The sequence below is a fragment of the Frondihabitans sp. PhB188 genome (assembly GCF_003752365.1).
Classification (GTDB): domain Bacteria; phylum Actinomycetota; class Actinomycetes; order Actinomycetales; family Microbacteriaceae; genus Frondihabitans.
Genome location: NZ_RJUO01000004.1, coordinates 186,226 through 209,802, shown reverse-complemented (window position 1 = coordinate 209,802; position 23,577 = coordinate 186,226). Strand labels below are relative to the sequence as shown.

At 71.2% G+C, this 23,577-nt stretch carries 24 protein-coding genes and 3 tRNA genes; 13 read left to right on the top strand and 14 right to left on the bottom strand.

The features are described from left to right. The first annotated feature begins 278 nt into the window (after window positions 1-278). The 3 genes from EDF46_RS13065 (at window position 279) to EDF46_RS13055 (ending at window position 566) form a co-directional block, all read left to right on the top strand. Window positions 279-351, top strand: a tRNA-Glu gene (locus tag EDF46_RS13065). 61 nt (window positions 352-412) lie between these two features. Continuing rightward, window positions 413-489 (top strand) — tRNA-Asp (locus tag EDF46_RS13060). A 1-nt stretch (window position 490) separates the two neighbouring features. After that, window positions 491-566: transfer RNA gene (locus EDF46_RS13055), tRNA-Phe, on the top strand. 436 nt (window positions 567-1,002) lie between these two features. Here the strand turns inward: EDF46_RS13055 and rocD are convergent. Beyond that, on the bottom strand, window positions 1,003-2,217 hold the full coding sequence (rocD, locus tag EDF46_RS13050; protein ID WP_123506746.1) for an ornithine--oxo-acid transaminase: 1,215 nt from the start codon (window positions 2,215-2,217) through the stop codon (window positions 1,003-1,005). After that, window positions 2,214-3,005: a dimethylargininase gene (ddaH, locus tag EDF46_RS13045; protein WP_123507104.1), complete on the bottom strand. Its 792-nt coding sequence runs from the start codon at window positions 3,003-3,005 to the stop codon at window positions 2,214-2,216. The genes rocD and ddaH overlap by 4 nt, the downstream gene beginning before the upstream one ends. Window positions 3,006-3,192: 187 nt before the next feature. Between ddaH and EDF46_RS13040 the strand changes: the two genes are divergently transcribed. Next, a complete protein-coding gene (locus tag EDF46_RS13040) occupies window positions 3,193-3,630 on the top strand; it encodes an Lrp/AsnC family transcriptional regulator (protein ID WP_123506745.1) in 438 nt (145 codons plus the stop codon). 79 nt (window positions 3,631-3,709) lie between these two features. Here EDF46_RS13040 and EDF46_RS13035 read toward each other — a convergent pair whose 3' ends face one another. Continuing rightward, window positions 3,710-7,336 (bottom strand): bifunctional proline dehydrogenase/L-glutamate gamma-semialdehyde dehydrogenase, encoded by a 3,627-nt coding sequence (locus tag EDF46_RS13035; protein WP_123506744.1) that lies wholly within the window; start codon window positions 7,334-7,336, stop codon window positions 3,710-3,712. A 41-nt stretch (window positions 7,337-7,377) separates the two neighbouring features. On the opposite strand from EDF46_RS13035, the gene EDF46_RS13030 reads away from it, so the two are divergent. Then, window positions 7,378-7,836, top strand: coding sequence for a MarR family winged helix-turn-helix transcriptional regulator (locus EDF46_RS13030; RefSeq protein WP_158614247.1), 459 nt, complete (start codon window positions 7,378-7,380; stop codon window positions 7,834-7,836). Window positions 7,837-7,842: 6 nt separating this feature from the next. Here EDF46_RS13030 and EDF46_RS13025 read toward each other — a convergent pair whose 3' ends face one another. Further along, window positions 7,843-8,781, bottom strand: coding sequence for a DNA-3-methyladenine glycosylase (locus tag EDF46_RS13025; RefSeq protein ID WP_233580030.1), 939 nt, complete (start codon window positions 8,779-8,781; stop codon window positions 7,843-7,845). Window positions 8,782-8,904: 123 nt separating this feature from the next. On the opposite strand from EDF46_RS13025, the gene EDF46_RS13020 reads away from it, so the two are divergent. Together EDF46_RS13020 and EDF46_RS13015 are read left to right on the top strand one after the other, a co-directional pair. Continuing rightward, complete coding sequence (locus EDF46_RS13020) at window positions 8,905-9,780, top strand: rhodanese-related sulfurtransferase (protein WP_123506741.1); 876 nt, start codon at window positions 8,905-8,907, stop codon at window positions 9,778-9,780. 10 nt (window positions 9,781-9,790) lie between these two features. After that, the gene (locus EDF46_RS13015; protein WP_123506740.1) at window positions 9,791-10,279 is read left to right on the top strand and encodes a pyridoxamine 5'-phosphate oxidase family protein; all 489 of its coding nucleotides are present in this window, start codon (window positions 9,791-9,793) and stop codon (window positions 10,277-10,279) included. Here the strand turns inward: EDF46_RS13015 and EDF46_RS13010 are convergent. Continuing rightward, window positions 10,276-10,890: a hypothetical protein gene (locus EDF46_RS13010; protein ID WP_123506739.1), complete on the bottom strand. Its 615-nt coding sequence runs from the start codon at window positions 10,888-10,890 to the stop codon at window positions 10,276-10,278. The genes EDF46_RS13015 and EDF46_RS13010 overlap by 4 nt on opposite strands. Window positions 10,891-10,992: 102 nt before the next feature. Between EDF46_RS13010 and EDF46_RS13005 the strand changes: the two genes are divergently transcribed. The 6 genes from EDF46_RS13005 (at window position 10,993) to EDF46_RS12980 (ending at window position 16,217) form a co-directional block, all read left to right on the top strand. Next, on the top strand, window positions 10,993-12,018 hold the full coding sequence (locus EDF46_RS13005; RefSeq protein WP_123507103.1) for a 6-phosphofructokinase: 1,026 nt from the start codon (window positions 10,993-10,995) through the stop codon (window positions 12,016-12,018). 51 nt (window positions 12,019-12,069) lie between these two features. Further along, complete coding sequence (locus EDF46_RS13000) at window positions 12,070-13,059, top strand: MDR family oxidoreductase (RefSeq protein WP_123506738.1); 990 nt, start codon at window positions 12,070-12,072, stop codon at window positions 13,057-13,059. Window positions 13,060-13,167: 108 nt separating this feature from the next. Further along, window positions 13,168-13,848, top strand: coding sequence for a GntR family transcriptional regulator (locus EDF46_RS12995; protein ID WP_123506737.1), 681 nt, complete (start codon window positions 13,168-13,170; stop codon window positions 13,846-13,848). A gap of 60 nt (window positions 13,849-13,908) precedes the next feature. Beyond that, complete coding sequence (locus tag EDF46_RS12990; RefSeq protein ID WP_123506736.1) at window positions 13,909-14,598, top strand: GntR family transcriptional regulator; 690 nt, start codon at window positions 13,909-13,911, stop codon at window positions 14,596-14,598. A 54-nt stretch (window positions 14,599-14,652) separates the two neighbouring features. After that, on the top strand, window positions 14,653-15,354 hold the full coding sequence (locus EDF46_RS12985; protein ID WP_123506735.1) for a GntR family transcriptional regulator: 702 nt from the start codon (window positions 14,653-14,655) through the stop codon (window positions 15,352-15,354). Between the two features lie 8 nt (window positions 15,355-15,362). Continuing rightward, window positions 15,363-16,217: an ABC transporter ATP-binding protein gene (locus tag EDF46_RS12980; protein ID WP_233580029.1), complete on the top strand. Its 855-nt coding sequence runs from the start codon at window positions 15,363-15,365 to the stop codon at window positions 16,215-16,217. A 123-nt stretch (window positions 16,218-16,340) separates the two neighbouring features. Here EDF46_RS12980 and hemL read toward each other — a convergent pair whose 3' ends face one another. From hemL to EDF46_RS12935, 9 genes are all read right to left on the bottom strand, one after another. Beyond that, a complete protein-coding gene (hemL, locus tag EDF46_RS12975; RefSeq protein WP_123506734.1) occupies window positions 16,341-17,678 on the bottom strand; it encodes a glutamate-1-semialdehyde 2,1-aminomutase in 1,338 nt (445 codons plus the stop codon). Further along, window positions 17,675-18,688, bottom strand: coding sequence for a porphobilinogen synthase (gene hemB, locus EDF46_RS12970; RefSeq protein ID WP_123506733.1), 1,014 nt, complete (start codon window positions 18,686-18,688; stop codon window positions 17,675-17,677). Before hemB ends, hemL begins: the two co-directional genes overlap by 4 nt. Beyond that, a complete protein-coding gene (locus EDF46_RS12965) occupies window positions 18,688-19,494 on the bottom strand; it encodes a uroporphyrinogen-III synthase (protein WP_123506732.1) in 807 nt (268 codons plus the stop codon). Before EDF46_RS12965 ends, hemB begins: the two co-directional genes overlap by 1 nt. Beyond that, complete coding sequence (hemC, locus tag EDF46_RS12960; protein ID WP_123506731.1) at window positions 19,491-20,438, bottom strand: hydroxymethylbilane synthase; 948 nt, start codon at window positions 20,436-20,438, stop codon at window positions 19,491-19,493. Before hemC ends, EDF46_RS12965 begins: the two co-directional genes overlap by 4 nt. A 7-nt stretch (window positions 20,439-20,445) precedes the next feature. Further along, on the bottom strand, window positions 20,446-21,648 hold the full coding sequence (locus tag EDF46_RS12955; protein ID WP_123506730.1) for a ferrochelatase: 1,203 nt from the start codon (window positions 21,646-21,648) through the stop codon (window positions 20,446-20,448). Further along, complete coding sequence (gene hemQ / locus EDF46_RS12950; RefSeq protein WP_123506729.1) at window positions 21,645-22,403, bottom strand: hydrogen peroxide-dependent heme synthase; 759 nt, start codon at window positions 22,401-22,403, stop codon at window positions 21,645-21,647. Before hemQ ends, EDF46_RS12955 begins: the two co-directional genes overlap by 4 nt. A 93-nt stretch (window positions 22,404-22,496) precedes the next feature. Next, entirely contained in the window at window positions 22,497-22,724 is a 228-nt protein-coding gene (locus EDF46_RS12945) for a DUF3618 domain-containing protein (RefSeq protein ID WP_123506728.1), read from the bottom strand. Continuing rightward, window positions 22,724-23,176 carry a phage holin family protein gene (locus tag EDF46_RS12940; protein WP_123506727.1) on the bottom strand — a complete coding sequence of 151 codons (453 nt, stop codon included), beginning with the start codon at window positions 23,174-23,176 and terminating at the stop codon, window positions 22,724-22,726. Before EDF46_RS12940 ends, EDF46_RS12945 begins: the two co-directional genes overlap by 1 nt. 46 nt (window positions 23,177-23,222) lie before the next feature. After that, window positions 23,223-23,483 carry a hypothetical protein gene (locus tag EDF46_RS12935; RefSeq protein WP_123506726.1) on the bottom strand — a complete coding sequence of 87 codons (261 nt, stop codon included), beginning with the start codon at window positions 23,481-23,483 and terminating at the stop codon, window positions 23,223-23,225. Between the last annotated feature and the right edge of the window lie 94 nt (window positions 23,484-23,577).

Genomic DNA, 23,577 nt, shown 5'->3' with positions numbered 1-23,577 from the left:
GCGCCGCCTCGCCCCCAAGGGTCAAGAAACCTTCGGCGGCGTGGCAGTCCAGCCAGAGGCTTCCCGTCGAAAAGCCTCAAGAACAGCTTGAACGTAATGGTGACAAGGGTTTCCGGGGATTCGCCGAGGCGGAGTGGCGGATCTGGGGATAACGTGGTGACCCCTCAATTGGGGAGAGGAAGAGGGCGTTTTCTCAGCCCCACGGCCCCGATTTTGCAATCCGCCCGGTCATCCGTATGCTTGTCCCTCGGTTGCTGGAACGCCTTCACGCTTTTCACGGCCCCATCGTTTAGTGGCCTAGGACACCGCCCTTTCACGGCGGCAGCACGGGTTCGAATCCCGTTGGGGTCACCCTGTGTTTGTCTCACGACAGTCGCAAGGCAAGTAAGATGGCACAACAAGTAAAAAGTTTGGCCCTGTAGCGCAGTTGGTTAGCGCGCCGCCCTGTCACGGCGGAGGTCGCCGGTTCAAGTCCGGTCAGGGTCGCCATGGCTGGGTAGCTCAGTTGGTAGAGCGTTCGACTGAAAATCGAAAGGTCCGCGGATCGATGCCGCGTCCAGCCACCAGAACACATTCAGCCAACGTGAGAAGGGCCCCACCGCGAGGTGGGGCCCTTCTTCGCGTCTGCGGTGAGATTCGCAAGGAGCCTTGGGCGACGCGTCCTCTGCAGAGGACTCAATCGGCGCCGAGTTCCTTGTCGCGCGTGCACGTCGTGTCGCTTGTCCTTTCGAGGCGACGCCGTCTCCTTTCGCAAGGACACGCAGATTTCACAAGGACACGCAGAGCGCGTGCAGATGAGGCATTCATGCCTCAGGCGCGTATGCTGTATGTCAGAGCGAGGGGCTGGGTACGGCTGGCCCCTCGCTTCTCAGACACGAAGCCGCGCACCACGGCCGCGCCCACAGGTCGCACCTCACGGCCGTGCCCACAGGTCGCACCTCACGGCCGTGCCCGAAGGCCGCGCACCACGGCCGCACCCGAAGGCCGCGCACGACACGCGCCTCAGAACGAGGCGAGCACCGCCCGCAGCTGCTCGACAGCCCAGTCGAGCTCTTCGGCCGTGACGACGAGCGGCGGCGCCAGACGGATCGTCGACCCGTGGGTGTCCTTGGCCAGCACGCCGCGCTCCATGAGCGCCTCGCACACGGCGCGACCCGACGCGAGAGCGGGGTCGATGTCGATGCCGGCCCACAGCCCCGCGCCGCGCACCTCGACGACGCCCGACCCGATCAGGCCCTCGAGCGACGACCGCAGGTGCGCCCCGAGCACCGACGCGCGCTCCTGGAACTCCCCCGTCGACAGCATCGAGACGACCTCGAGGCCCACGGCCGCGGCCAGCGGGTTACCGCCGAACGTCGAGCCGTGCTCGCCGGGGCGCAGCACGCCGAGCACCGAGGCGTCGCCGACCACGGCGCTGACGGGCACGATGCCGCCGCCGAGCGCCTTGCCCAGAAGATAGAGATCAGGAACTACGCCCACCAGATCGCAGCTGACCGTCGACCCGGTCCGCCCCAGCCCCGACTGGATCTCGTCGGCGATCATGAGCACGCGGCGGTCCGTCGCGAGCGCACGGAGAGCGGGCAGGAACTCGGCCGGCGGCACGACGACTCCGGCCTCGCCCTGGATGGGCTCGACGAGCACGGCGACCGTGTCGTCGTCGATCGCGGCTGCGACGGCGTCGATGTCGCCGTAGGGCACCGACGTGAAGCCGGGCGTGTAGGGGCCGAAGTCGGCCCGTGCCTCGGGGTCGTTCGAGAAGCTGATGATCGTCGTCGTCCGGCCGTGGAAGTTGCCGTCCATCACGATGATCTTCGCACGGCCCTCCGGCACGCCCTTGACGCGGTAGCCCCAGGCGCGGGCCACCTTGATGGCCGACTCGACGGCCTCGGCCCCGGTGTTCATCGGGAGGACCATCTCCTTGCCGAGCAGGGTCGCCAGGGCGTCGGCGAACGGACCGAGCTGGTCGTTGTGGAACGCGCGGCTGGTCAGGGTGACCCGGTCGAGCTGCGCCTTGGCGGCAGCGATCAGGCGCGGGTTCGAGTGGCCGAAGTTGACCGCGGAGTAGGCGGCGAGGCAGTCGAGGTAGCGCTTGCCGTCGACGTCGGTGACCCAGGCGCCCTCGGCGGTCGCGACCACGACGGACAGCGGGTGGTAGTTGTGGGCGAGCGCGTGCTCCTCGACGGCGATCGCGGCCGTGGTCGCCGAGGTCGTGGTCATCGTCGCAGCTCGAGCGTGCAGCACTTCACGCCGCCGCCGCCGAGCAGGAGCTCGGAGAGATCGACGCCGATGGGGTTGTAGCCGCGCTCGCGCAGCTGCTTCTCGAAGCCGGTGGCGCGAGCGGCGATGACGACGTTGTAGCCGTCGCTGTAGGAGTTGAGGCCGAGGATGGCGGCGTCCTCCTCCGACACGATGATCGCGTCGGGGTAGCGCGCGCGCAGGATCTCCAGCGAGGGCTCGTCGAAGGCGCTCTCGAGGTAGGCGATGTTGCTGTGGCCGTCGACCGGCACCGGGTCGAGCACGGCGATGGCGGTGTCGAGGTGGTAGAAGCTCGGGTTGATGAGCTTCAGGGTGATGACCTCGCGGCCGAAGATGCCGGCGATCTCCTCGTGCGAGGTGGAGTCGCTGCGGAAGCCGGTGCCGGCGAGGATCACGTCGCCGACGAGGAGGAAGTCGCCCTCGCCCTCGTTGATCTGCTCGGGCACCTTCACGTCGAACCCGTTGTCGGCGAACCAGTCCATGTAGGCGGGCCCCTCGGGCTGGCGCTCGGGGTAGGTGAAGCTCGCGCCGTAGGCTTTGCCGTCGAGCACGAAGCCGCCGTTGGCCGAGTACACCATGTCGGGCAGTCCGTCGATCGGGTCGATGAGCTGCACGTCGAAGCCGAGGCCGACGTAGGTGTCGTAGAGCGTCTGCCACTGGGCGACGGCCTTCGAGGTGTCGGTGGGGTCCTCGGGGTGCATCCACGGGTTGATCCGGTAGCTGACCGTGAAGTGCGACGGCCGGCACATGAGGATCGTGCGGTGGGACGCGACGCGCGTGGGGAAGGAGGCCTGGTTGGGGTCGGTGTCGTTTGACGACTCAGCGATGCTCACGGAGCCAGTTTCACACGACGATCGCGCATTGGGCAGGCATTGGACGCTCTTTTCTTGCACTCTGCGAACAACGGCGCAAGAAAAGACCGCTACAGTGCCTGGCGTGGACAACCTCGACTTCAGCATCATCGACCTCCTCCGCCAGAACGCCCGCGCAGGCTACGGCGACATCGGCGCCGTCGTCGGCCTGAGCGCCTCCGCCGTGAAGCGGCGCGTCGACAGGATGGTCGGCGAAGGAGTCATCCGCGGGTTCACCGTGCAGGTCGACCCCGCAGTCGACGGTCTTGCGACCGAGGCATACGTGGAGCTCTTCTGCCGGGGAACAGTCTCGCCCGCCGAGCTCCAGCGCATCCTGAGCACGGTGCCCGAGGTCGTCGACGCCGGGACCGTCACGGGAAGCGCCGACGCGATCGTGCACATGCGCTCGCGCGACATCCCGAGCCTCGAGGGCGCGCTGGAGCGCGTCCGCAACGCGCCCAACGTCGATCACACGCGAAGCGCGATCGTGCTCAGCAAGCTGATCAACCGTCAGCCGGCCTAGCTGATCGGCGGGCGATGGTCGGTTCGGGCGCGTCCCCGGAGACGCGCCCGAGCCGACCACGACCCGCCCGAGCAGCGGCTCAGAACCGCAGCCGCGCGAGCTCCGGCACCGGGTTGCCGAATCGGTGGGCGGTGAGGGAGACGGCCTGCTCCTTCAAGAAGGGCAGGAGCTCCAAGCGCCCCGACTCGGTGACCTCGCGGGCGTGGATCGCCACGTCGGGGCTGCCTCCGACGGCTCGGGCGAGCGCGACGGGGTCGCCGCCGACCGTTCGAATCCGCAGAGCCCGGTACGTCTCGGGGCCGGGACCGTCGAGACGGGTCGTGGGATCCGCCAGGAGCAGGGCGGCACGGTCGAGCGCGACGGTGTTCTGCAGACCGAGCTGGAGGTGGCTCGTGTCTTGGGTCGCTCGCTCGATGAGGGCGAGGTCGTCGACGACGGGGAGTTCCTGCGCCCCCTGGAGAAGACCCGCAGCGGCGCGGGCCAGCCAGAGCCCCTCGTTCTCGACGGTGATGTCGTCGACCCGGACGGGTGCGCCCTCGGCACGGAGGAGCTGCACCAGGGTCGACGGCAGGGGTGCGGCCGAGCTGATCGAGAGCGGGGCTCCGGCCAGGGCCGCGGCGCAGATCAGGCGGATCAGGTCGGCCATGCGGCCGTCGGTCGACAGGCGCAGGATCACCGGCACGGGCAGGTAGCGGAACTCGTTGCGCTCGACTCCGAGGCCCGAGACGTCGGTCGACCGCGCGTAGAGGTCGAGCCAGGCGCGCAGATCGGAGGCGCTGCCGGCACGGACGAAGTCGAACTCCTCGAACGACAGCACGCCTCGGGTCGCCTCGATCAGGCGGACCCCGACCTCGGGAACCCCTTCGAGGCTGAGCGACGCGACGGGCTCGCGGGTGGAGCGGCGCCAGCCCGAGAGCGTCGTGACGTAGTTCGGGCCGCCGGCCTTGGTGCCGGTGCCGACGGTCGAGCGCTTCCAGCCGCCGAACGGCTGGCGCCGCACTACCGCACCCGTCGTCGTGCGGTTCACGTAGAGGTTGCCGGCCTCGACCCGCGACGACCACAGGGCGATCTCGTCGGGGTCGAGCGAGTGGAGACCCGCCGTCAGGCCGTAGTCGACCGCGTTCTGCCACTCGATGGCCTGCTCGAGCGTCTCGGCGTGCATGATGCCGAGCACCGGGCCGAAGTACTCGGTGAGGTGGAACTCGGAGCCGGGCTGCACGCCCGCACGGATGCCGGGCTTCCAGAGAACGTCGGTGTCGTCGGCCGGCTCGGGCTTCAGCAGCCAGCTCTCGCCGTCGCCCAGCGAGCGGAGGCCGCGCTCGAGCCTGCCCCCGGGCGGGTCGATGAGCGGGCCCATGCGCGTCGTCGGCACGTCGGGGTAGCCGACCTTCATGCTGGCCGCGGCGTCGACGAGCTGGCGCGTGAACCGCTCGCTCTCGCCCACCGAGCCGACGGCGATGACGAGCGACGCCGCCGAGCACTTCTGCCCGGCATGCCCGAAGGCGCTGGCGACGATGTCGGCGACGGCCAGGTCGAGGTCGGCGCTCGGCGTGACGACGATGGCGTTCTTGCCGCTCGTCTCGGCGAAGAGCGGGAGGTCGGGGCGCCAGGAGCGGAAGGCCCGGGCCGTCTCGAACGCGCCGGTCAGCACGACGCGGTCGACGGCCGGGTGGGCGATGAGCGACCGGCCGAGGTGCTGCTCGTCGAGGTCGACGAGGGCGAGCAGCGACTTCGGCACACCCGCCTTCCAGAGGATCTCGGCGACGACCGCGGCCGTGCGGCGTGCCTGGGGCGCCGGCTTCAGGATGACGCCGCTGCCCGCCGCGAGCGCGCCGAGCACTCCCCCGACGGGGATGGAGACGGGGAAGTTCCACGGCGGGGCGACGACCGTCAGGCGCGGGGGCACCGGCTCGGCGCCCTCCACGCGTGCCAGCTCGCGCGCCTGGTCGGCGTAGTAGTGGGCGAAGTCGATCGCCTCGCTGACCTCGGGGTCGCCCTCGGCGATGGTCTTGCCGGTCTCGGACGCCATGACCTCGATCAGCTCGCCGCGGTGCACGGCGAGCGCGATGCCGACGAGGTCGAGAAGCTCGGCGCGGGTGGCGGGGTCCTCGCGGCCCCACTTCACGCCCGCCTGGACGACGGCGGCCACGGTGCCCTCGAGGGCACCGGCATCGTCGACGAGGGCCTCATCGATCGTCTCGACGCCGAGATGGCTGGTCGCGGCGCGCGTCAGGATCTTGCGGCCCCACGCCCGGTTGGCCTCGATGGCCGGGTCGGTGTCGGGCTCGTTGCCGAAGTCGCTGGTGACCGGGGCCGACGACAGGCGGCGCGATCTGTCCTGCCGGCGGTTGGGCCGCGGCGTGCGGTCGTCGAGCGCGGCGACCGAGGCGAGGAACCGCTCCTTCTCGCGGTCGAACACCTCGGGGTCGTCGGCGAGCTCGAAGGCGCCCGACAGGAAGTTCTCGCTCGACGAGTTCTCCTCGAGACGGCGCACGAGGTAGCTGATCGCGGAGTCGAACTCGCGGGGGTGCACGACAGGCGTGTAGAGCAGGAGCTGGCCGACGTCGGCGCGCACGACGGCCGCCTGCGCGGTGGCCATGCCGAGCAGCATCTCGAAGTCGACGCGGTTGGTGATCATGCGTCGCTTCGCGAGGTTCCACGCGTAGGCGACGTCGAAGAGGTTGTGGCCGGCGATGCCGATCTTGACCACGGAGGCGTTGTCGGGCGTCAGCGCCCAGCCCAGCAGCCGCTTGTAGTTCGTGTCGGTCTCGATCTTCGACCCCCAGGTCGCGAGCGGCCAGCCGTGCAGGGCGGCGTCGACGCGTTCCATCGCGAGGTTGGCGCCCTTGACGATGCGGATCTTGATCGGCGCACCACCGCGCAGCACTCGCGCCCGCGACCACTCGGTCAGCAGCTGGAGCGCCCCCATCGAGTCGGGCAGGTAGGCCTGCAGCACGATCCCCGCCTCGAGCTCGAGCATCTCGGGGTCGTCGAGGATCCTCGTGAACACGTCGATGGTCAGATCGAGGTCGTGGTACTCCTCCATGTCGAGGTTGATGAACTTCGTCCCGGCGCTCGACGCCGCCAGCTCGTACAGCGGACGCAGGCGCTCGACCAGACGGTCGCTCGTCTCCTCGAAGCCCCAGAGCGAGAGCTGGCTGGCCACGGCGCTGACCTTGATCGACACGTAGTCGACGTCGTCGCGCGACAGCAGCTGGCGGGTGCCGGCGAGACGGCGATCCGACTCGGCGTCGCCCAGCACCGCCTCCCCGAGCAGGTTCAGGTTGAGGCGCGATCCGTCGGCCCGCAGCTTCGCCAGGCTCGCGCCGAGCTTGGCGGGGGTCGCGTCGACGATCAGGTGCTCGACCATGCGGCGCAGCGCCCGGCGCGCCATCGGCACCGTCGGCCACGGCGCTCCCGGCGCGAGGCTCCCGCCCGCCGCGATGGCCGATCGCAGATACCAGGGCAGGAACTTGGGGATCCCGTGACTGAGCTCCTCCAGGCTGCGCCCCGCCACCCGGATGTCCTCCGGCCGCACCACGCGGTCGACGAAGCCGAGCGTGAAGGCGAGGCCCTCGGGGTCGCGCAGGACCCCGGCCAGGCGGGCCGCCGCCGGCGAGACCTTGGCCCCGGCCGACTCGTCGAGCCACCGGCGCACCGTCTCGACAGTCTCGGTCGCGAGGTCTGCGGGGAGGGGGTCGGACATGCTTCGAGGATATGCCGCGCACCCCTCCCTACACTGGGCGAATGGCCGACGAGCTGACGGAAGACGACTGGGCCGTCTGGGATGCCTTCTACGTGATGCGCCGACGGCTCGACCGCGCCCTCGAGCTCCGTCTGCACGAGGGCTCGGGCGTGTCGGCGCCGGAGTACGAGATCCTCGCGGGGCTCGGCCGATCGAGCGATCGACGTCTCCGCGTGCGCGACATCGCCGAGCAGATCGGCTGGGAGAAGAGTCGCGTCAGCCACCAGGTGACGCGCATGGAGAAGCGCGGCCTCGTGCGCCGCAGCGACTGCGATCAGGACGGCCGCGGCACCTGGGTGGAGCTGACGCCGGACGGCCGGCGCGCGATGCTCGAGGCGAGCCGCGGGCACAACGAGGCGATCCGGACGTACTTCGTCGACGTGCTCGGCGACTCGGCGCCGCTGCTGCAGGAGTTCTCGAAGCGCGTCGTCGAGGCGATCGGCGAAGACGCCCGCCCCTGACGCGCGTCAGTGGTCTCGGTGGTCCTGGATCGTCATTCTGGGTCCGAACTTCGGCTTGCTGAAGCCGCTGACACCGATCAGGCGCATGACGCGCTCCCGATTGCCGCGCCACGGCTCCAGCAGCTCGAGCATCCCGTCGTCGTCGACGGGCTTGCCGATCAGGGCCCAGCCGACGAGCGCCGGCAGGTGGTAGTCGCCCACGCTGGGCGAGTCGGCGTCGCCGTGCGCGCGCTGGCTGGTCTCGGCGGCGGTCCACACGCCGACCCCGACGACCGAGCGCAGGCGGCGCTGGATCTCGTCGCCGCCCCGGCCGAGCGCGAGGGTGCGCTCGAGGCCGGCCGCCACGGCGCACACGCGCATGACGGTGGCCGATCGCTGCGGCCCGACGCCGGCCCGGTGCCACTCCCAGCTCGGGATGCGCGCCCAGGTGGCGGCGTCGGGCGGCACGACGAGCCCGTCGGGCGCCGGACCGGGCGCGGTCGTCCCGTGGGCGCGGACCAGCGTGCGCCAGGCGCGCCACGCCTCGCGGCTCGTCACCTTCTGCTCGAGCACGGCGGGCACGAGCATCTGCACGACCTGGTTGGTGCGGGTGAGCCTCAGCCCGGGGTTGCGCCTCCGCGCCTCGCGCAGCAGCTCGGTGCCCGACACGTCGAGGCCCGACCAGTCGTCGCCGCGGCCCATCAGCTCGGGGATGCCGTCGATCGCCCACTCGGCGCCCGGCCCCCAGGCCGTCGCGCGCACGCCGTCTCGGCCGCCCGACAGGCACACGGTGGCGGGGCCCACGGGGGTGCGGACGCCCCTCCACACGGAATCGCCCACGACGCGGAACGCCGGGTCGCCGATGCCGCGCATCAGCGGGCGCAGAGTCGGCAGCACCGACACGACCGACTCGGGACGGTACACGGTCGAGATCGCCGGACCGGCCGCCACAGACGTAAGCGGCACAGACCCACTCGGCACCGCCCCACTCGGCACAGCCCCACTCGGCACCGCTGCGTCCGAGGAGGCGGGCTGAGCGGCGATCGACATGCCAGAAGGCTAACCGCAGCCACCGACTACCATGCTCGGGTGGCGACCCCCAAGATCCTGCTCTACTACGTGTTCACGCCGCTGCCCGACCCCGACGCGATCCGGCTGTGGCAGCGCGACCTCTGCGAGTCGCTGGGGCTGACCGGCCGCATCGTCATCTCGAAGGACGGCCTCAACGGCACCGTCGGCGGCGACCTGCCGGATGTGAAGCGCTACCTCCGCACGACCCGCGAGTACCCGGCCTTCCGCGACATGGACGTCAAGTGGGGCGAGGGCCGAGGCTCCGACTTCCCGAAGCTCAGCGTCAAGGTGCGCGACGAGATCGTCAGCTTCGGCGCGCCCGGCGAGCTCCGGGTCGACAAGCACGGGGTCGTCGGCGGCGGCACGCGTCTCGACCCCGACGCGCTGCACGAGCTGGTGGCGCGCAGAGACGTGACGTTCTTCGACGGCCGCAACGAGTTCGAGGCGAGGATCGGCCGCTTCAAGGGCGCGGTCGTGCCCGACGTGCAGAACACCCGCGAGTTCGTCGCCGAGCTTGAGTCGGGCCGCTACGACCACCTCAAAGACAAGCCCGTCGTCACCTACTGCACCGGCGGCGTCCGCTGTGAGGTCCTCTCCTCGCTGATGGTCGACCGCGGCTTCCAGGAGGTGTACCAGCTCGACGGAGGCATCGTCCGCTACGGCGAGCGCTTCGGCGACGACGGACTGTGGGAGGGGCCGCTGTACGTCTTCGACGGCCGCGAAGAGGTGCGGTTCTCTGACCACACGGCGATCCTGAGCACCTGCGCCGTCTGCGGCGAGACGACGTCGCACCTGCAGAACTGCGCCGACCCGTCGTGCCGGCAGCGCCTGGTCGTCTGCGACGCGTGCACGCCTCGGAATCCCCTGTGCGAGGAGCACGCGTCCGCGGCGTAGCGTGCGATCCATGACTGCTACAGCTGAAGAGATCAAGACCGTCGCCGATGTGCTCGACAAGGCGCGGATCGGCCTGCTGACCACCGTCGACGAGGCGGGCCACCTCGTCTGCCGTCCGCTGGCGCTCGTCGACCAGGACTTCGCCGGCTCCGTGTGGTTCTTCGTGCAGAAAGACAGCCACAAGGTCCACGACATCGAGTCGAACCCGCAGGTCAACGTCGGCGTCGACACCTCGAAGGGCTGGCTGTCGATCTCGGGTACGGCGTCGCTCACCACCGACGCCGCGAAGATCGACGAGCTCTGGAACACCGGCGCCGAGGCCTGGTTCGACCAGGGCCGCGACGACCCTCAGGTCGCCCTGCTCGAGGTCGAGGCCCACACGGTCGAGTCGTGGACCAGCACGGAGCCCAAGGCGATCACGCTGCTGAAGTACGCGAAGGCGGCGGCGACCGGCGGCCACCCCGAGAACGTCGGCGAGAACGCCACCATCCAGCTCTAGCTGCAGGTGACGACGTCGCCCGACGACGTGAAGTACTGACCGGGGCCGACCTGCGCGCACTGCGACGCGAGGTCGGCCTCGTATTTGATCCACGAGCCGACGTAGGCCCCGAACAGGATCATGCTCAGCGACGAGACCACGATCCCGACGATGCCGACCGTGCCGGCGAGGCCGACGGAGCGCGACTTGCGCAGCGAGTGGATGCCGATGAAGAGCCCGACGATGCCGACGAAGATGCCCACGGCGATCGACGCGATGCCCGAGCCGCGGCCGGGATCGGCGTCGACCGGGAGCCAGTCGTACGACGGCGTCTCGTAGAGGGGCTGGGCCTGCGCGCCGCCGAGCTCGGCGGCGAAGAGCTGATCGGGCGCAGGAACTCGGCCGGCCACCGTCGTCTCCGGCTCGCCGGGCGGCCCCCACAGCGTCGCCGGGGCACCCGCCGCTCCCGCGGCGGCGTCGGGCTTCGCGAGCGGCGGCGGCGCGTACGGCGACCCGGCCTCGGGCCCGGCGTACTGCGGCGGGGCGGGAGGGGGCGCGGCGGACGCCGACGGGGTGCTCGCGCCGCGCCGGAAGCGCGCGTACCGCGGGTCGTCGCCACTGGGAGTTGACATCGACTCGACCCTAATACGCCCCGGCTCCACGATGAGCGTGTGTGCGCCATGATGGAGCCACCGCGGCCCCCACTCCCGACCGCGCGAGCACGGAGAGCAATGATGCGAATCGGAATCCTCACGAGCGGCGGCGACTGCCCCGGCCTGAACGCGGTCATCCGCGGCGCCGTCCTCAAGGGCATGCAGATCCACGGCCAGGAGTTCGTGGGCTTCCGCGACGGCTGGCGCGGCGTCGTCGAGGGCGACATGGTCCCGCTCGGCCGCAAGGAGATCCAGGGCATCGCCAAGCAGGGCGGCACGATCCTCGGCACCAGCCGCACGAACCCCTTCGAGGGCAACGGCGGCGTCGACCGCATCACCGAGAACCTCGAGCGCCGCGGCATCGACGCCGTGATCGCGATCGGCGGCGAGGGCACCCTGGCCGCCGCCAAGCGCCTCACCGACGCCGGCCTCAAGATCGTCGGCGTTCCCAAGACGGTCGACAACGACCTCGGCGCCACCGACTACACCTTCGGCTTCGACACCGCCGTCCAGATCGCCGTCGACGCGATGGACCGCCTCCGAACGACCGGCGAGTCGCACAGCCGCTGCATGGTCGCCGAGGTCATGGGCCGCCACGTCGGCTGGATCGCCCTTCACTCGGGCATGGCCGCCGGCGCGCACGCGATCCTCATCCCCGAGCAGAAGACGAGCGTCGAGCAGCTCGCCGAATGGGTCCGGTCCGCCTACGATCGCGGCCGCGCGCCGCTCGTCGTGGTGGCCGAGGGGTTCGTCCCCGACGAGTCCGACGACGCGCACTCCGAGCGCGGCCTCGACGCCTTCGGGCGACCCCGCCTCGGCGGCATCGGCGAGCGCCTCGCTCCGCTCATCGAGGAGCTCACCGGCATCGAGACCCGCGCCACGACGCTGGGCCACATCCAGCGCGGCGGCACGCCGTCCGCCTACGACCGCGTGCTCGCGACGCGCCTCGGCATGGCCGCCAGCGACTCGGTCGTCGAGGGCCGTTGGGGCCGGATGGTGGCCCTGCGCGGCACCGACATCGTGCACGTGTCGTTCGAGGAGGCGCTCGGCACGCTCAAGGTCGTGCCGCAGAACCGGTACGACGAAGCGGCGATCCTCTTCGGGTAGCGCAGGCGGTCGCTCCCGGGAGCGCCACGGGGCCGGGCGTACGGTGGCGGCATGACCCGAGCTGTCGTCGTGACCGAGTCCGCGTCGGCGTCCGTGCAGGACGTCGGCTCCGAGTTCCTGCGCCCTGGATCCCCGGACGCCGACGGGGTGACCGTCGACGTCGAGTGGTCGAGCCTCAACTTCAAAGACGGGATGGCGCTCACAGGCGATCGCGGCGTGGCCCGACGGCTGCCGCTCGTGCCGGGGATCGACGTGGTCGGGACAGTCGCCGAGGGCGACGCGGCCGGGCGGTTCAACGCCGGCGACAGCGTGGTCGTGAACGGCGCGGGTCTCGGCGAGACCCGGCACGGCGGCTACGCCGAGACGGCGTACGTGAGCGCGGCCTCGCTGGTCGAGCTGCCCGAGGACATCACCCCGCGCCGGGCCGCCGCCATCGGCACGGCCGGCTTCACCGCCATGCTCAGCGTGCTGCGCCTCGAGCGCGACGTCGCGCCCGACGACGGCGACGTGCTCGTCACCGGATCCGCGGGCGGCGTCGGATCCGTGTCCATCGCACTCCTCGCCCGCCTCGGGTACCGCGTCGTCGCCTCGACCGGGCGCCCCGAGCAGGCGGACTTCCTCCGGTCGCTCGGCGCCGCCGACGTGATCGACCGCGCCGAGCTCTCGGACGCCGGCAAGCCCCTGCAGAAGCCGCGCTGGGCCGGGGCCGTCGACTCCGTCGGCAGCGCGACTCTGGCGAACGCTCTCGCGCAGACGAAGTGGGGCGGCGCTGTCACCGCGTGCGGCCTAGCCCAGGGCAGCGACCTGCCGACGACGGTGCTGCCGTTCATCCTCCGCGGGGTCTCCCTGCACGGCATCAACTCGGTCGATGCACCCGCGGCGCTCCGACGGACCGCCTGGGAGCGCCTCGCGGTCGACCTCGACCTCGACCTGCTCGACTCACTGACCGACGAGGTCGCTCTGGGCGAGGTGCCGGGCCTGGCGGGCGAGATCCTGCGCGGACGGGTCCGCGGGCGGACCGTCGTCGACGTGCGACGCTGACGGGTCGCTGATACGTCATCGACCAGGCCGCCGACCGCTCGACAAATCCGTACGGCGTATCCTAGAGTCTGAGATACTCGATACATTCAGCCGCATGGAAGGTGAGGAATGCCTGTCCCGAACGGACCCGACAACCCGGCGCCCCGGCGTCTGCTCCGAGACGTCGTCTTCGAGAAGATGATCGCGGCGATCCAGGACGGCACCCTTCAGGCGGGCGAGCGGCTCAACGACGACGAGCTGGTCTCCTGGCTCGGCGTCTCGCGCACGCCGATCCGCGAGGCGATCGCGAAGCTCGTCGACTACGGCCTCGTCGAGATGGAGGCGAACCGCTACACGCGGATCGTGCGCCCCACCTTCGAGATGTACGAGCACGCGGTGCAGATGCTCGGCGGCTTCCACGAGCTCAGCGCCCGCTGGGCGTTCCCGCGGTTCACCGACGACGACGTCCGCGAGTTCTCGGCGATGTGCGACCAGACGCTCGCGTACCTGGCGGCGCACGACACGGAGGCCGTCAACCGGATCGGCGCGATGACGAGCTTCACGCTCGCGCGCACGGGCAACCCTCTGCTGCCGCAGCTCGAGGCCACGCTGAACGCCCGCGTCGTCTTCATGATCCAGGCGGCCCTCGACGAGTTCCAGTGGGAGGCCACGGCCGACTACGTCGAGCAGCTGCGCGCGGCCGCGACGGCCCGTGACAGAGAGGCCGTCATCGCCGCCTTCGAGACCTACCAGCAGCTCACGACGGCGCACCTCCAGGCGGTCCAGCGATCGGGTGCGATCCCGGTCTGAGCCCGCCTCGCACCAACCCGCCAGTACAACCCCCCATCCGCACGACCTCAGGGAGTCCCAGTGCCAGTCCCCGTCCCCACCCCCGAGAACCAGGAGCCGCGCCGCCTGCTGCGCGACGTCGTCTACGACAAGATGTTCTTCGCCATCCTCGACGGAACCCTCGAGCTCGGCGAGCGCCTCAACGACGAGGAGCTGGTCCGCTGGCTCGGCGTCTCCCGCACGCCGGTGCGCGAGGCCATCGCCAAGCTGGCCGAGCAGGGCCTCGTCGACATCGAGGCCAACCGCTACACGCGCGTCATCGCTCCGACCTTCGCCGAGTTCGTCGACACGCTGCGCGCCTGCTACGACGTCTGGGCCCTCATCATGCTGCGCGGCGTCGGCGAGCTGGACGCCGCGAGCCGCAAGTCCGTCGTGGCAGCCCTAGATGCGCGCGTGAAGGCATTCGAGGCCCACTCCGCCGAGAGCGTCATCGACCTCGACGCATTCACGGTCACGGTGCTCGAGGCGGCGAAGAGCCCCATGCTGGCGCGCCTGTACTCCGTGACGGCGCCGATGACCGTCCTGCTCATCCGCCGCGCCGCCGCCCAGGGGCACTTCCCGTGGGACGCCTCGATCGAGATGAGCCGCCGACTCCGCGACGCCGTCGAGGCCTCCGATGCTCGTACGGCCCACGACCTCGTCTCGGGCCAGCCCGACCGCTTCGGCGACTACTACGCCGCCGTGCGCGAGAGCGGCATCTACCCCGCCTGACCCCGCGCTCCGGCGCCCACCCGATACGCACCCGAACCCGAAAGCCGCATACGCATGCCTGTTCCCGTTCCGAACACCGAAGCCCCCGCACCCCGCCGCCTCCTGCGCGACGTCGTCTTCGACAAGATGCTCGCCGCCATCGGCGACGGCACCCTCGAGCTCGGCGAGCGACTGAACGACGACGAGCTGGTCCGCTGGCTCGGAGTCTCTCGCACGCCGGTGCGCGAGGCCATCGCCAAGCTGGCCGACTACGGCCTCGTCGACATCGAGGCGAACCGCTACACGCGCGTCATCTCGCCGACCATGGCCGACTTCGCCGACACCACCGAGACCGCCTTCGCCGTCTGGGCGATCGTCGTCCGGCGCGGCGTCCCGAAGCTGAGCGACGCCGAGGCGCGCGAGGTCGTGAGCCTCCTCGCGTCGGTCGGCCGCGACTCGAAGGGCAAGCTGGCAGCCGAGAGCCTCCCGAGCTTCGCCCGCGCCATCGAGATCATCGCGACGGCCGCGCAGAGCAAGAGCCTGTTCCGACTCCTCGAGACCGTCGGAGACCGAGCCGCCCTCCTCCTCAGCATCGTCAGCCGCTCCGTGGAGTTCCACATCTCGGGCGACCTCCTCGCCCGTCTCCGCTCGGGTGTCGAGAAGCGCGACGGCGTGGCAGCGGCGGCGGCGTTCGAGACGGCGTTCGACGGCCTGGGCGACTACGTCGGAGCCGCCTCGGCCGCCGGCGTGTTCCCCGAGGCCGCGCCGGTCCGCTGAGCGGCACGGTGGGTGGCGGCGACGACGCCGGCGGGCTCGCTGGCCTGGGTGACGTCGCGGCCGACACCGCGCCCGTCGTCCTGGCACTCGACGACGTCCGGGTCACCCGCGCCGGGCGCAACCTCGTCGAGCACATCGACCTCGAGGTCCGCGCCGGAGAGCACTGGGCCCTGATCGGCCCGAACGGCGCCGGCAAGACGACGATGCTGACGATGTGCGGCGCCCTCGGCCATCCCTCCTCGGGCACGGTCACCGTGCTCGGCAGGCGCCTCGGCAGAGTCGAGCTCCGCGAGCTCCGCACCCACATCGGCCACGTCGACCCGAGGCACCGCATGCTCGGCGACAACACCGTGACCGAGGTCGTCCTGACCGGCCTCACCGGTTCGAGCGACCCGGTCCCGCGGTGGGAGGCCGAGCTGGCCGACCTGCTCCGGGCGCAGGAACTCGCCACCGGCGTCGGCCTCGCCCGCCGCCTCGACGCCCGCTGGAGCACCCTCTCGCAGGGCGAACGCGGACGCGCCCTCATCGCGCGGGCTCTCATCGCCGTTCCGGCGCTCCTCCTTCTCGATGAGCCCGCCACGGGCCTCGACGTCGCCGCCCGCGAGCAGCTGCTCGAGACCGTGGACGCCCTGCGCGAGGCCCACCCGTCGATCGCGAGCGTCACCGTGACGCACCACCTCGAAGACCTTCCGGCGTCGACCACGCACGCCATGCTCCTTCGCGACGGGCGCATCGCCGCCCGCGGGCCGGCCGACGACGTCCTGACGAGCGAGCTGGTGTCGGCGGCGTTCGACTTTCCGCTCGAGATCACCCGGACGGCTGGGCGGTGGGCGGCGCGGCGCGCTGGTGCCGTCGGCGCGTGACCTCGCCGTCCCGGCGCGCGGGCTAGGCCCGCCGGATCGGCACACCCCCGCGCGAATCCCGGCGGGGCCGAGCCGAATCGGCGGGTTCGACGCCGCCAGCCCGACGCAACCCGCCCACCGCCGCTAGCGCGACTCGACCGCCGCGGCCGCAGCCCTCGCCGCCGCAGGCAGCGCGTCGACGATCCGCCCGAGCGCCGCATCGTCGTGCGCAGCCGTCAGGAACCACGCCTCGAACACCGACGGGGGCAGGTTGACTCCGGCGTCGAGCATCGCGTGGAAGAACGGCGGGTAGCGGAATGCCTGCTGAGCCCGCACGTCGTCGTAGTTGCGCGGCGGGGTCGCGGTGAACGCGAACGAGAACAGGTTGCCGGCGCGCTGCACGGTGTGCTCGACGCCCTCGCGCGAGAGAGCGGCCGAGGTCTCGCGGGCGACCACATCGGCGGCCGAGTCGATCGCACGGTACACGTCGGCTTCGGCGAGGCGGAGGGTCGTGATTCCGGCGGCGACGGCGACGGGATTGCCGCTGAGGGTTCCGGCCTGGTACACCGGCCCGAGGGGCGCGAGGAAGTCCATGATCTCGGCGCGGCCGCCGAGCGCGGCGAGCGGCATGCCTCCGCCGATGACCTTGCCGAACGTGATGAGGTCGGGCTCCCAGCCGGCTCCGTCTGGCACGACGCGCGAGGCCTCGAGCCCCCACCAGCCGGCGCGGCCGACGCGGAACCCGGTCAGCACCTCGTCGACGATCAGCAGCGCGCCGTGGCGCCGCGTGATCTCCGAGAGCGACCGGTTGAAGCCGCGGTCGGGCGCCAGGACGCCCATGTTGGCGGCGGCGGCCTCGACGATCACAGCGGCGATGCGCTCCGAGTGCTCGTCGAACGCCCGGCGCACGGCGTCGAGGTCGTTGTACGGCAGCACGAGCGTCTGCGCCGCTGTCTCGGCCGTGATGCCGGCCGATCCGGGCAGGGCGAGCGTGGCGACGCCGGAGCCGGCCTCGGCCAGCAGCGAGTCGGAGTGGCCGTGGTAGTGGCCGGCGAACTTCACCAGCAGGTCGCGGCCGGTGTAGCCGCGCGCCAGGCGGATGGCCGTCATGGTGGCCTCGGTGCCGGTGGACACCATGCGGATCTTGCCGATGGGCCGCTGCTCGCCGACGCTGACGCGCTCGCGCACGATCTCGGCCAGCTCGGTCTCGCCCGGCGTCGATGCGCCGAAGGAGAGGCCGCGGGCCGCCGCCGACTGGACGGCGTCGACCACGGCGGGGTGGGCGTGCCCGAGGATGGCGGGCCCCCACGACGCGACGAGGTCGACGTACTCGCGGCCGTCGGCGTCGGTGACGTACGCGCCCTGCGCCTTGACGAGGAAGCGCGGGGTGCCCCCGACCGAGCCGTACGCCCGGACCGGCGAGTTCACGCCGCCGGGGATGGACGCGCGAGCGCGCGCGAAGGCCTGCTCGTTGGCGGTCATCGGATGCTCCGCTCGGGAGCGCTGCGGCCGGTCAGGCGCTCGGCCAGGTCGACGGCCCAGTAGGTCAGGATCGCGTCCGCGCCGGCGCGCTTGATGCCGAGCACGCTTTCGTAGCTGGCGGCGTCGAGGTCGATCCAGCCGTTCGCGGCGGCGGCCTGCATCATCGAGTACTCCCCCGAGATCTGGTAGGCCCACACCGGCACGTCGCTCGTCGCGGCGACGTCGGCGAGCACGTCGAGGTAGCTCATCGCCGGCTTCACCATGACGATGTCGGCGCCCTCCTCGAGGTCGAGACCGACCTCTCTAAGGCCCTCGCGTCGGTTGCCGTTGTCCATCTGGTACGTGCGGCGGTCGCCCGAGAGCGACGACTGGACGGCCTCGCGGAACGGCCCGTAGAAGGCGCTGGCGTACTTGGCGGCGTAGGCGAGGATCGCGCGGTCGGCGAACCCGTGCGAGTCGAGGGCGTCGCGGATGGCGGCGACCTGGCCGTCCATCATGCCGCTGGGCGCGATGAGCTGCGAGCCCGCCTCGGCCTGCACGACGGCCATGTCGCGGTAGCGCTCGAGGGTGGCGTCGTTGTCGACCTCGCCGCCTGCGCCGAGCACGCCGCAGTGGCCGTGGTCGGTGAACTCGTCGAGGCACAGGTCGGTCTGCACGACGAGCGCGTCGCCGACCTCGGCGACAGCAGCCCGTGTTGCGGCATTGAGGATGCCCTCGGGGTCGGTGGCGCTCGTTCCTGCGCCGTCTTTCTTCTCGTCGAGCGGCACCCCGAACAGCATGACGCCGCCGATGCCGGCCTCGGCTGCACGGGCCAGGGCGGGCTTGAGGCTCTCGAGCGAGTGATGCGAGACGCCCGGCATCGAGGCGATCGGCGCCTCGTCCGAGATGCCCTCCCGGACGAACACGGGCAGCACCAGATCGGCGGGGTGGAGGCGGGTCTCGGCGACCAGGCGACGGAGCGCCGGGGTGGCGCGGAGGCGGCGGCCGCGAACGGCGGGGAAGGACGACATCAGTTGCTCTCAGTGTGCGGATCGGGGTGCTCCGGCCAGCCGGCCAGGGCGTTGTCGACGACGGCTTCGACGAGCGAGTCGGCGGAGCGGGTCTCGGCGATGAGGTGCACCGGGAGTCCGGCGGCGCGGGCGTCGAAGGCGGTGCGCGGGCCGATGCAGGCCACGAGGGTGCCGGCGGGCAGCGGGACGAACTGCTCGTGGATCTGACGGGCGACGCTGCCCGAGGTGACGAGGATCACCGAGATGCTGCCGTCGGCGACCGCGGCCTTGACCTCGGGGGTCGCAGGAACTCCGACCGTCCGGTACGCGGCCACGAACTCGGGCTCGAGTCCGCGTTCGGCCAGCCCCTTGACCAGGGTCGGCTCGGCGATCTCGGACTGCGGCACCAGCACCCGGCCGCTGATGTGGGCCGACGGCCATTCCTTGACGAGGCCCCGGGCCGAGTTGTCGCCCTCGGGGATGAAGTCGACGCGGATGCCGGCGAGGCTCAGCGCGGCGGCCGTCGTCTCGCCCACGGCGGCCACCCGGGTCGTCGGCGCCGGGCGGATGCTGTTGCCCATGAGCACGTCGACGGTCGTGGCGCTCGTGACGACGAGCCAGTCGTAGTCACCGGCCTCGAGCCGCAGCAGGGCCACCATCAGCTCGTGGCGGTTCTCGGTCGGTGCGAAGTTGATGAGCGGAGCGATCACCGGGGACGCCCCGAAGCCGCGCAGCCGCGCAGAGACGTTGTCGCCCCACTTGCCCCCGCGAGGCACCAGCACGCGGACGCCGCGCAGCGGCTTCTCGGCGGAGCCCCGCTCGCTCATGATGCGGAGCCCAGCGGCGCCAGGTCGGCCGCGCCGTTGTCGAGCAGCTCGGCGACGGTGCGCCCGGCGGCGTCGTCGACCTCGATCAGCTGCGTCGCGAGCGAGCCCGGTTCGAGCGTCACGCCGTGGGACGCGGTCAGCCGTTGCGAGCCGTCGGGCTTGTAGACCGTCGCGCTCAGGAGGAGCAGCCCGGCGTCGATGACGGCAGTCGCACCGATGGGAGCCGCGCAGCCGGCCTCGAGACCGGCGAGGACCGAGCGCTCGGCCGTGACCGTCAGGCGCGTCTCGCGGTGGTCGAGGGCGCGGAGGCCCTTCTGCAGGTCGGGCTCGAGCTCGGCGTCGCGGACCTCGATCGCGAGGGCGCCCTGACCGGGCGCGCTCGGCCAGAAGCCCAGCGACAGGAGATCGGTCGCCTCGGCGAGCCGGCCGATGCGGCCGAGGCCGGCCGCCGAGAGGAGGACGGCGTCGAGGTCGTCGCCGACGCGCGAGAGTCGCGTGTCGACGTTGCCGCGGATGTCGACGACCTCGAGGTCGGGCCGGCGGGCGAGCAGCTGGGCGACCCGGCGGGGCGAGCCGGTGCCGACTCGAGCGCCCTCGGGCAGCGCGTCGAGCGTGAGCCCGTCACGCGCGCACAGGGCGTCGCGCGCATCGGCGCGGGCCGGGGTCGCGCCGATCGTGAGACCCGGGAACGGGTCGGTGGGGAGGTCTTTCAGCGAGTGGACCAGGAGGTCGCACTTGCCGGCGAGCAGGGAGTCGCGCAGTGCCGTCGCGAAGACGCCGGTGCCGCCGAGGGAGGCGAGGGACTCGGACGTCGTGTCGCCGTGGCTCGTGATCTCGACGAGCTCGACCTCGCGGCCGGTCGTCTTGGCGAGGCGGTCGCGCATGAGAGTGGACTGGGCGACGGCGAGGGTCGACGCCCGGGTTCCGATTCGAAGTGCTGTCACGGGTGCCCTACGGAACCAGGCCGGCGACGATCGGCTTGAAGCCGAGGCGGACGTTCTCGCAGCAGCCCGGACGGCAGACGTCGTACCAGGGCCCGAGGTCGGTCAGGTGCGGGCGGTCGGCCGCGGCGACGCCGTCGCGGCGCTCCAGCACCAGGTCGACGAGGCCGGTGACGTAGTTCGGGTCGATGCCGGGGGTCGGCGTGCGGACGGCCCAGAAGCCCTCCTCCTCGCACGACTCGAGCGCCTCGTTGTCGAGGTCCCACATGACCTCCATGTGGTCGCTGACGAAGCCGAGCGGCACGATGACGACGGCCTTGGTCGGGCCGCCCTTCAGGGCGTGGATCGCGTCGTTGATGTCGGGCTCGAGCCAGGGCATCGACGGAGGGCCGGAGCGCGACTGGAAGACGAGCTGCCACGGCACGGTCGCGTCCGAGCGGAGCTCGAGAGCGGCCTCCGCTGCGGCCATGACGACCTCGGCGACGGCCCTGTGCTGGGCGGCGTAGGCGCCGTCGGCGTCGAAGCCGCGCGCCTCGGGACCGCTCTTGGCGGCGTCGGTCGACGGGATCGAGTGGGTCGAGAACAGCACCTGCACCTCGGTCGTGAGGTCGATGCCGTCGATCTCGGCGCGAGCCTTCACGAGCGCGTCGCGGACACCGTCGATGAACGGCTGCACGAAGCCGGGGTGGTCGAAGAACTGACGCACCTTGTCGATCTGCACGCGGTCGCGCAGCTCGGTGTCGTCGAGGGCCATCGCAAAGTCCTCGCGGTACTGCCGGCACGACGAGTACGAGCTGTAGGCGCTGGTCGCGATGGCGATCAGCTTCGTGTAGCCCTGGTCGGCCGCCTCGCGGACGGCGTCGGCCATGTAGGGCTCCCAGTTGCGGTTGCCCCACAGCACGGGCAGGTCGATCTCGCGGCGCGCGAGCTCGGCCTCGAGTGCGGCCTTGAGCTCGCGGTTGTGCTGGTTGATCGGGCTGATGCCGCCGAAGTGGCGGTAGTGGTGCGCGACCTCCTCGAGGCGCTCCTCGGGGATCCCGCGGCCGCGGGTGACGTTGCGCAGGAACGGGATCACGTCGTCCTGCCCCTCGGGCCCGCCGAAGCCGGCCAGGAGGATCGCGTCGTAGTCCGTGCCCTGCGTGACCCACTCCGGACCCTGCGCCGCCGCGTCGGTGGCGTTGGGGACGAGCTGGCCGTTGGTGATGTTGGTCAAGAGAGAACCTCGGGGATCGCGGTGGTCGGGATGCGCCGACCCGTGTAGAAGGGCACCTCTTCGCGCACGTGCATGCGCGCCTCGGTGTAGCGGAGCTCGCGCATGAGGTCGACGAGCTGGACCAGCTCGGGGGCCTCGAGCGCCAGGATCCACTCGTAGTCGCCCAGGCTGAAGCTGGCGACGGTGTTGGTCAGGACGGAGCGGTGCGCCGAGCCCTTCATGCCGTGATCGCGGAGCATCTGATTGCGCTCGGCGTCAGGCAGGAGGTACCACTCGTAGCTGCGGACGAACGGGTAGACCGTGAGCCAGGTCTCGGGCTCCTTGCCGCGCATGAACGCGGGGCTGTGGTCTTTCGCGAACTCGGCCTCGCGGTGCATGCCGAGCGCGTTCCACGTCGGCAGGAGGTTCTTGAGCAGGTGCGTGCGGAGCAGGTCGCGGTAGCCGGCCTGGATGTCTTCCGGGATCGGGCCGTGCAGCCAGATCATCACGTCGCTGTCGGCCTTCACGGCGCTGACGTCGTAGAAGCCCCGGACGACGACGCCGTTCTCGGCGAGGCGGGCGACAGTCGCGTCGAGCTCGGCGATGTCGTCGCCGATCGAGGTGCGCTCGCCCTCGGCCACGTAGGGCCGGAGCGGGTCTCGGCGAAGGACTGCCCACAGCGTGTAGCCGAGGACCTCGACGGGTGCGTCGGTCGCCGCCGCGTCGGATTCAGGCGAGGGTGCGTGCTGCGAGTGCGCGTCGGCGCTGGAATTCATGCGTCCATCATCCCTTGTCATTCTGGGAACGGCGAACCGTCTGGCTCAGGATCGAGAGACCCTCAGCGGCCCGCGATGGGGCGAGGGAGAGCGTCAGCGACGACGCAGGGCGATCAGCGTGAGACCGCCGACTGCGGCGGCCACGGCAGCCGCGGCAGCCAGGAACGGCTTGGGGTCTTTCGAGAACGACACCTTCGCCTGGTGGGCCTTGATGCCGAGCTGCTTCGGCACGTTGAGCTTCTCTTCGAGCTCGTTCAGCGTCGCGGCCAGGTCGGCGCGGGTGCGGTCGATGGCCGCCTGGATGTCTTCGGTGCCACTCATCAGAAACGTCCTCCCACGTCGGAGCGCGGGATGCGCCCGACGCCCTTCACTGCCTTGATGTCGCTCTTGACGCTGTCGATCGTCTTCTTCGGCAGCGGTGGCAGGCCCTTCTTGATCTGCCTGTAGCCCAGGAACCCGAGGATGCCCGCGATCACCAGGAACAGAGCCGCGACCAGCAGCGCGGCCAGCCAGAGCGGCATGACGAGCGACAGGGCGGCGATGCCGGCGCCGATGAGGCACAGCAGCATCAGGAAGAGGAAGAGCAGAGCGCCCACGACGAGGCCCGCACCGATTCCGAACACCTTCGCCTTGGCGATGAGCTCGGCCTTCAGCAGGGCGATCTCGCCCTTGACGAGGTCGGTGACGAGCGTGGGGATGTCGCTCAGGAGCCCGAACAGCGAGCGGTTCTTCTTCGCGTGGTGGATGCTGTCGGCGCGCGTCGACTCGGTCATGGAGTGCCTCTCAGGACGGTGGGTGCTGGGCGGAGCAATGGAGCCGTCAGCGGGTGGCTGCGGGCTTCGACTGGATCCCGAGGACCTTCTTCACGGCCCAGACGGCCGCGTGGAAGAGACCGGTCACGATCGCGGGAAGCACGGCACCGGCGGCGCGCTCGGCCTTGACGACCTGCTTCTGGACGGGAGCGCTGCTCCACACCTTCGATGCACCGGCCGCGATCTGCTCGTAGCGCTGATGGCCCGCACGTGAACCGAGCACGTACCCGATGGCCGCTCCCGCGACGAAGATCAGCTTGCCTCGCATGAAGCCTCCAGAAGTCTCTGATGTGCGGCCCCGCGGCCGCAGCACGTTCTTAGGTTAGTCCGGTCTCGCGGGTGCCGTCCGACAGGGGCGGTGG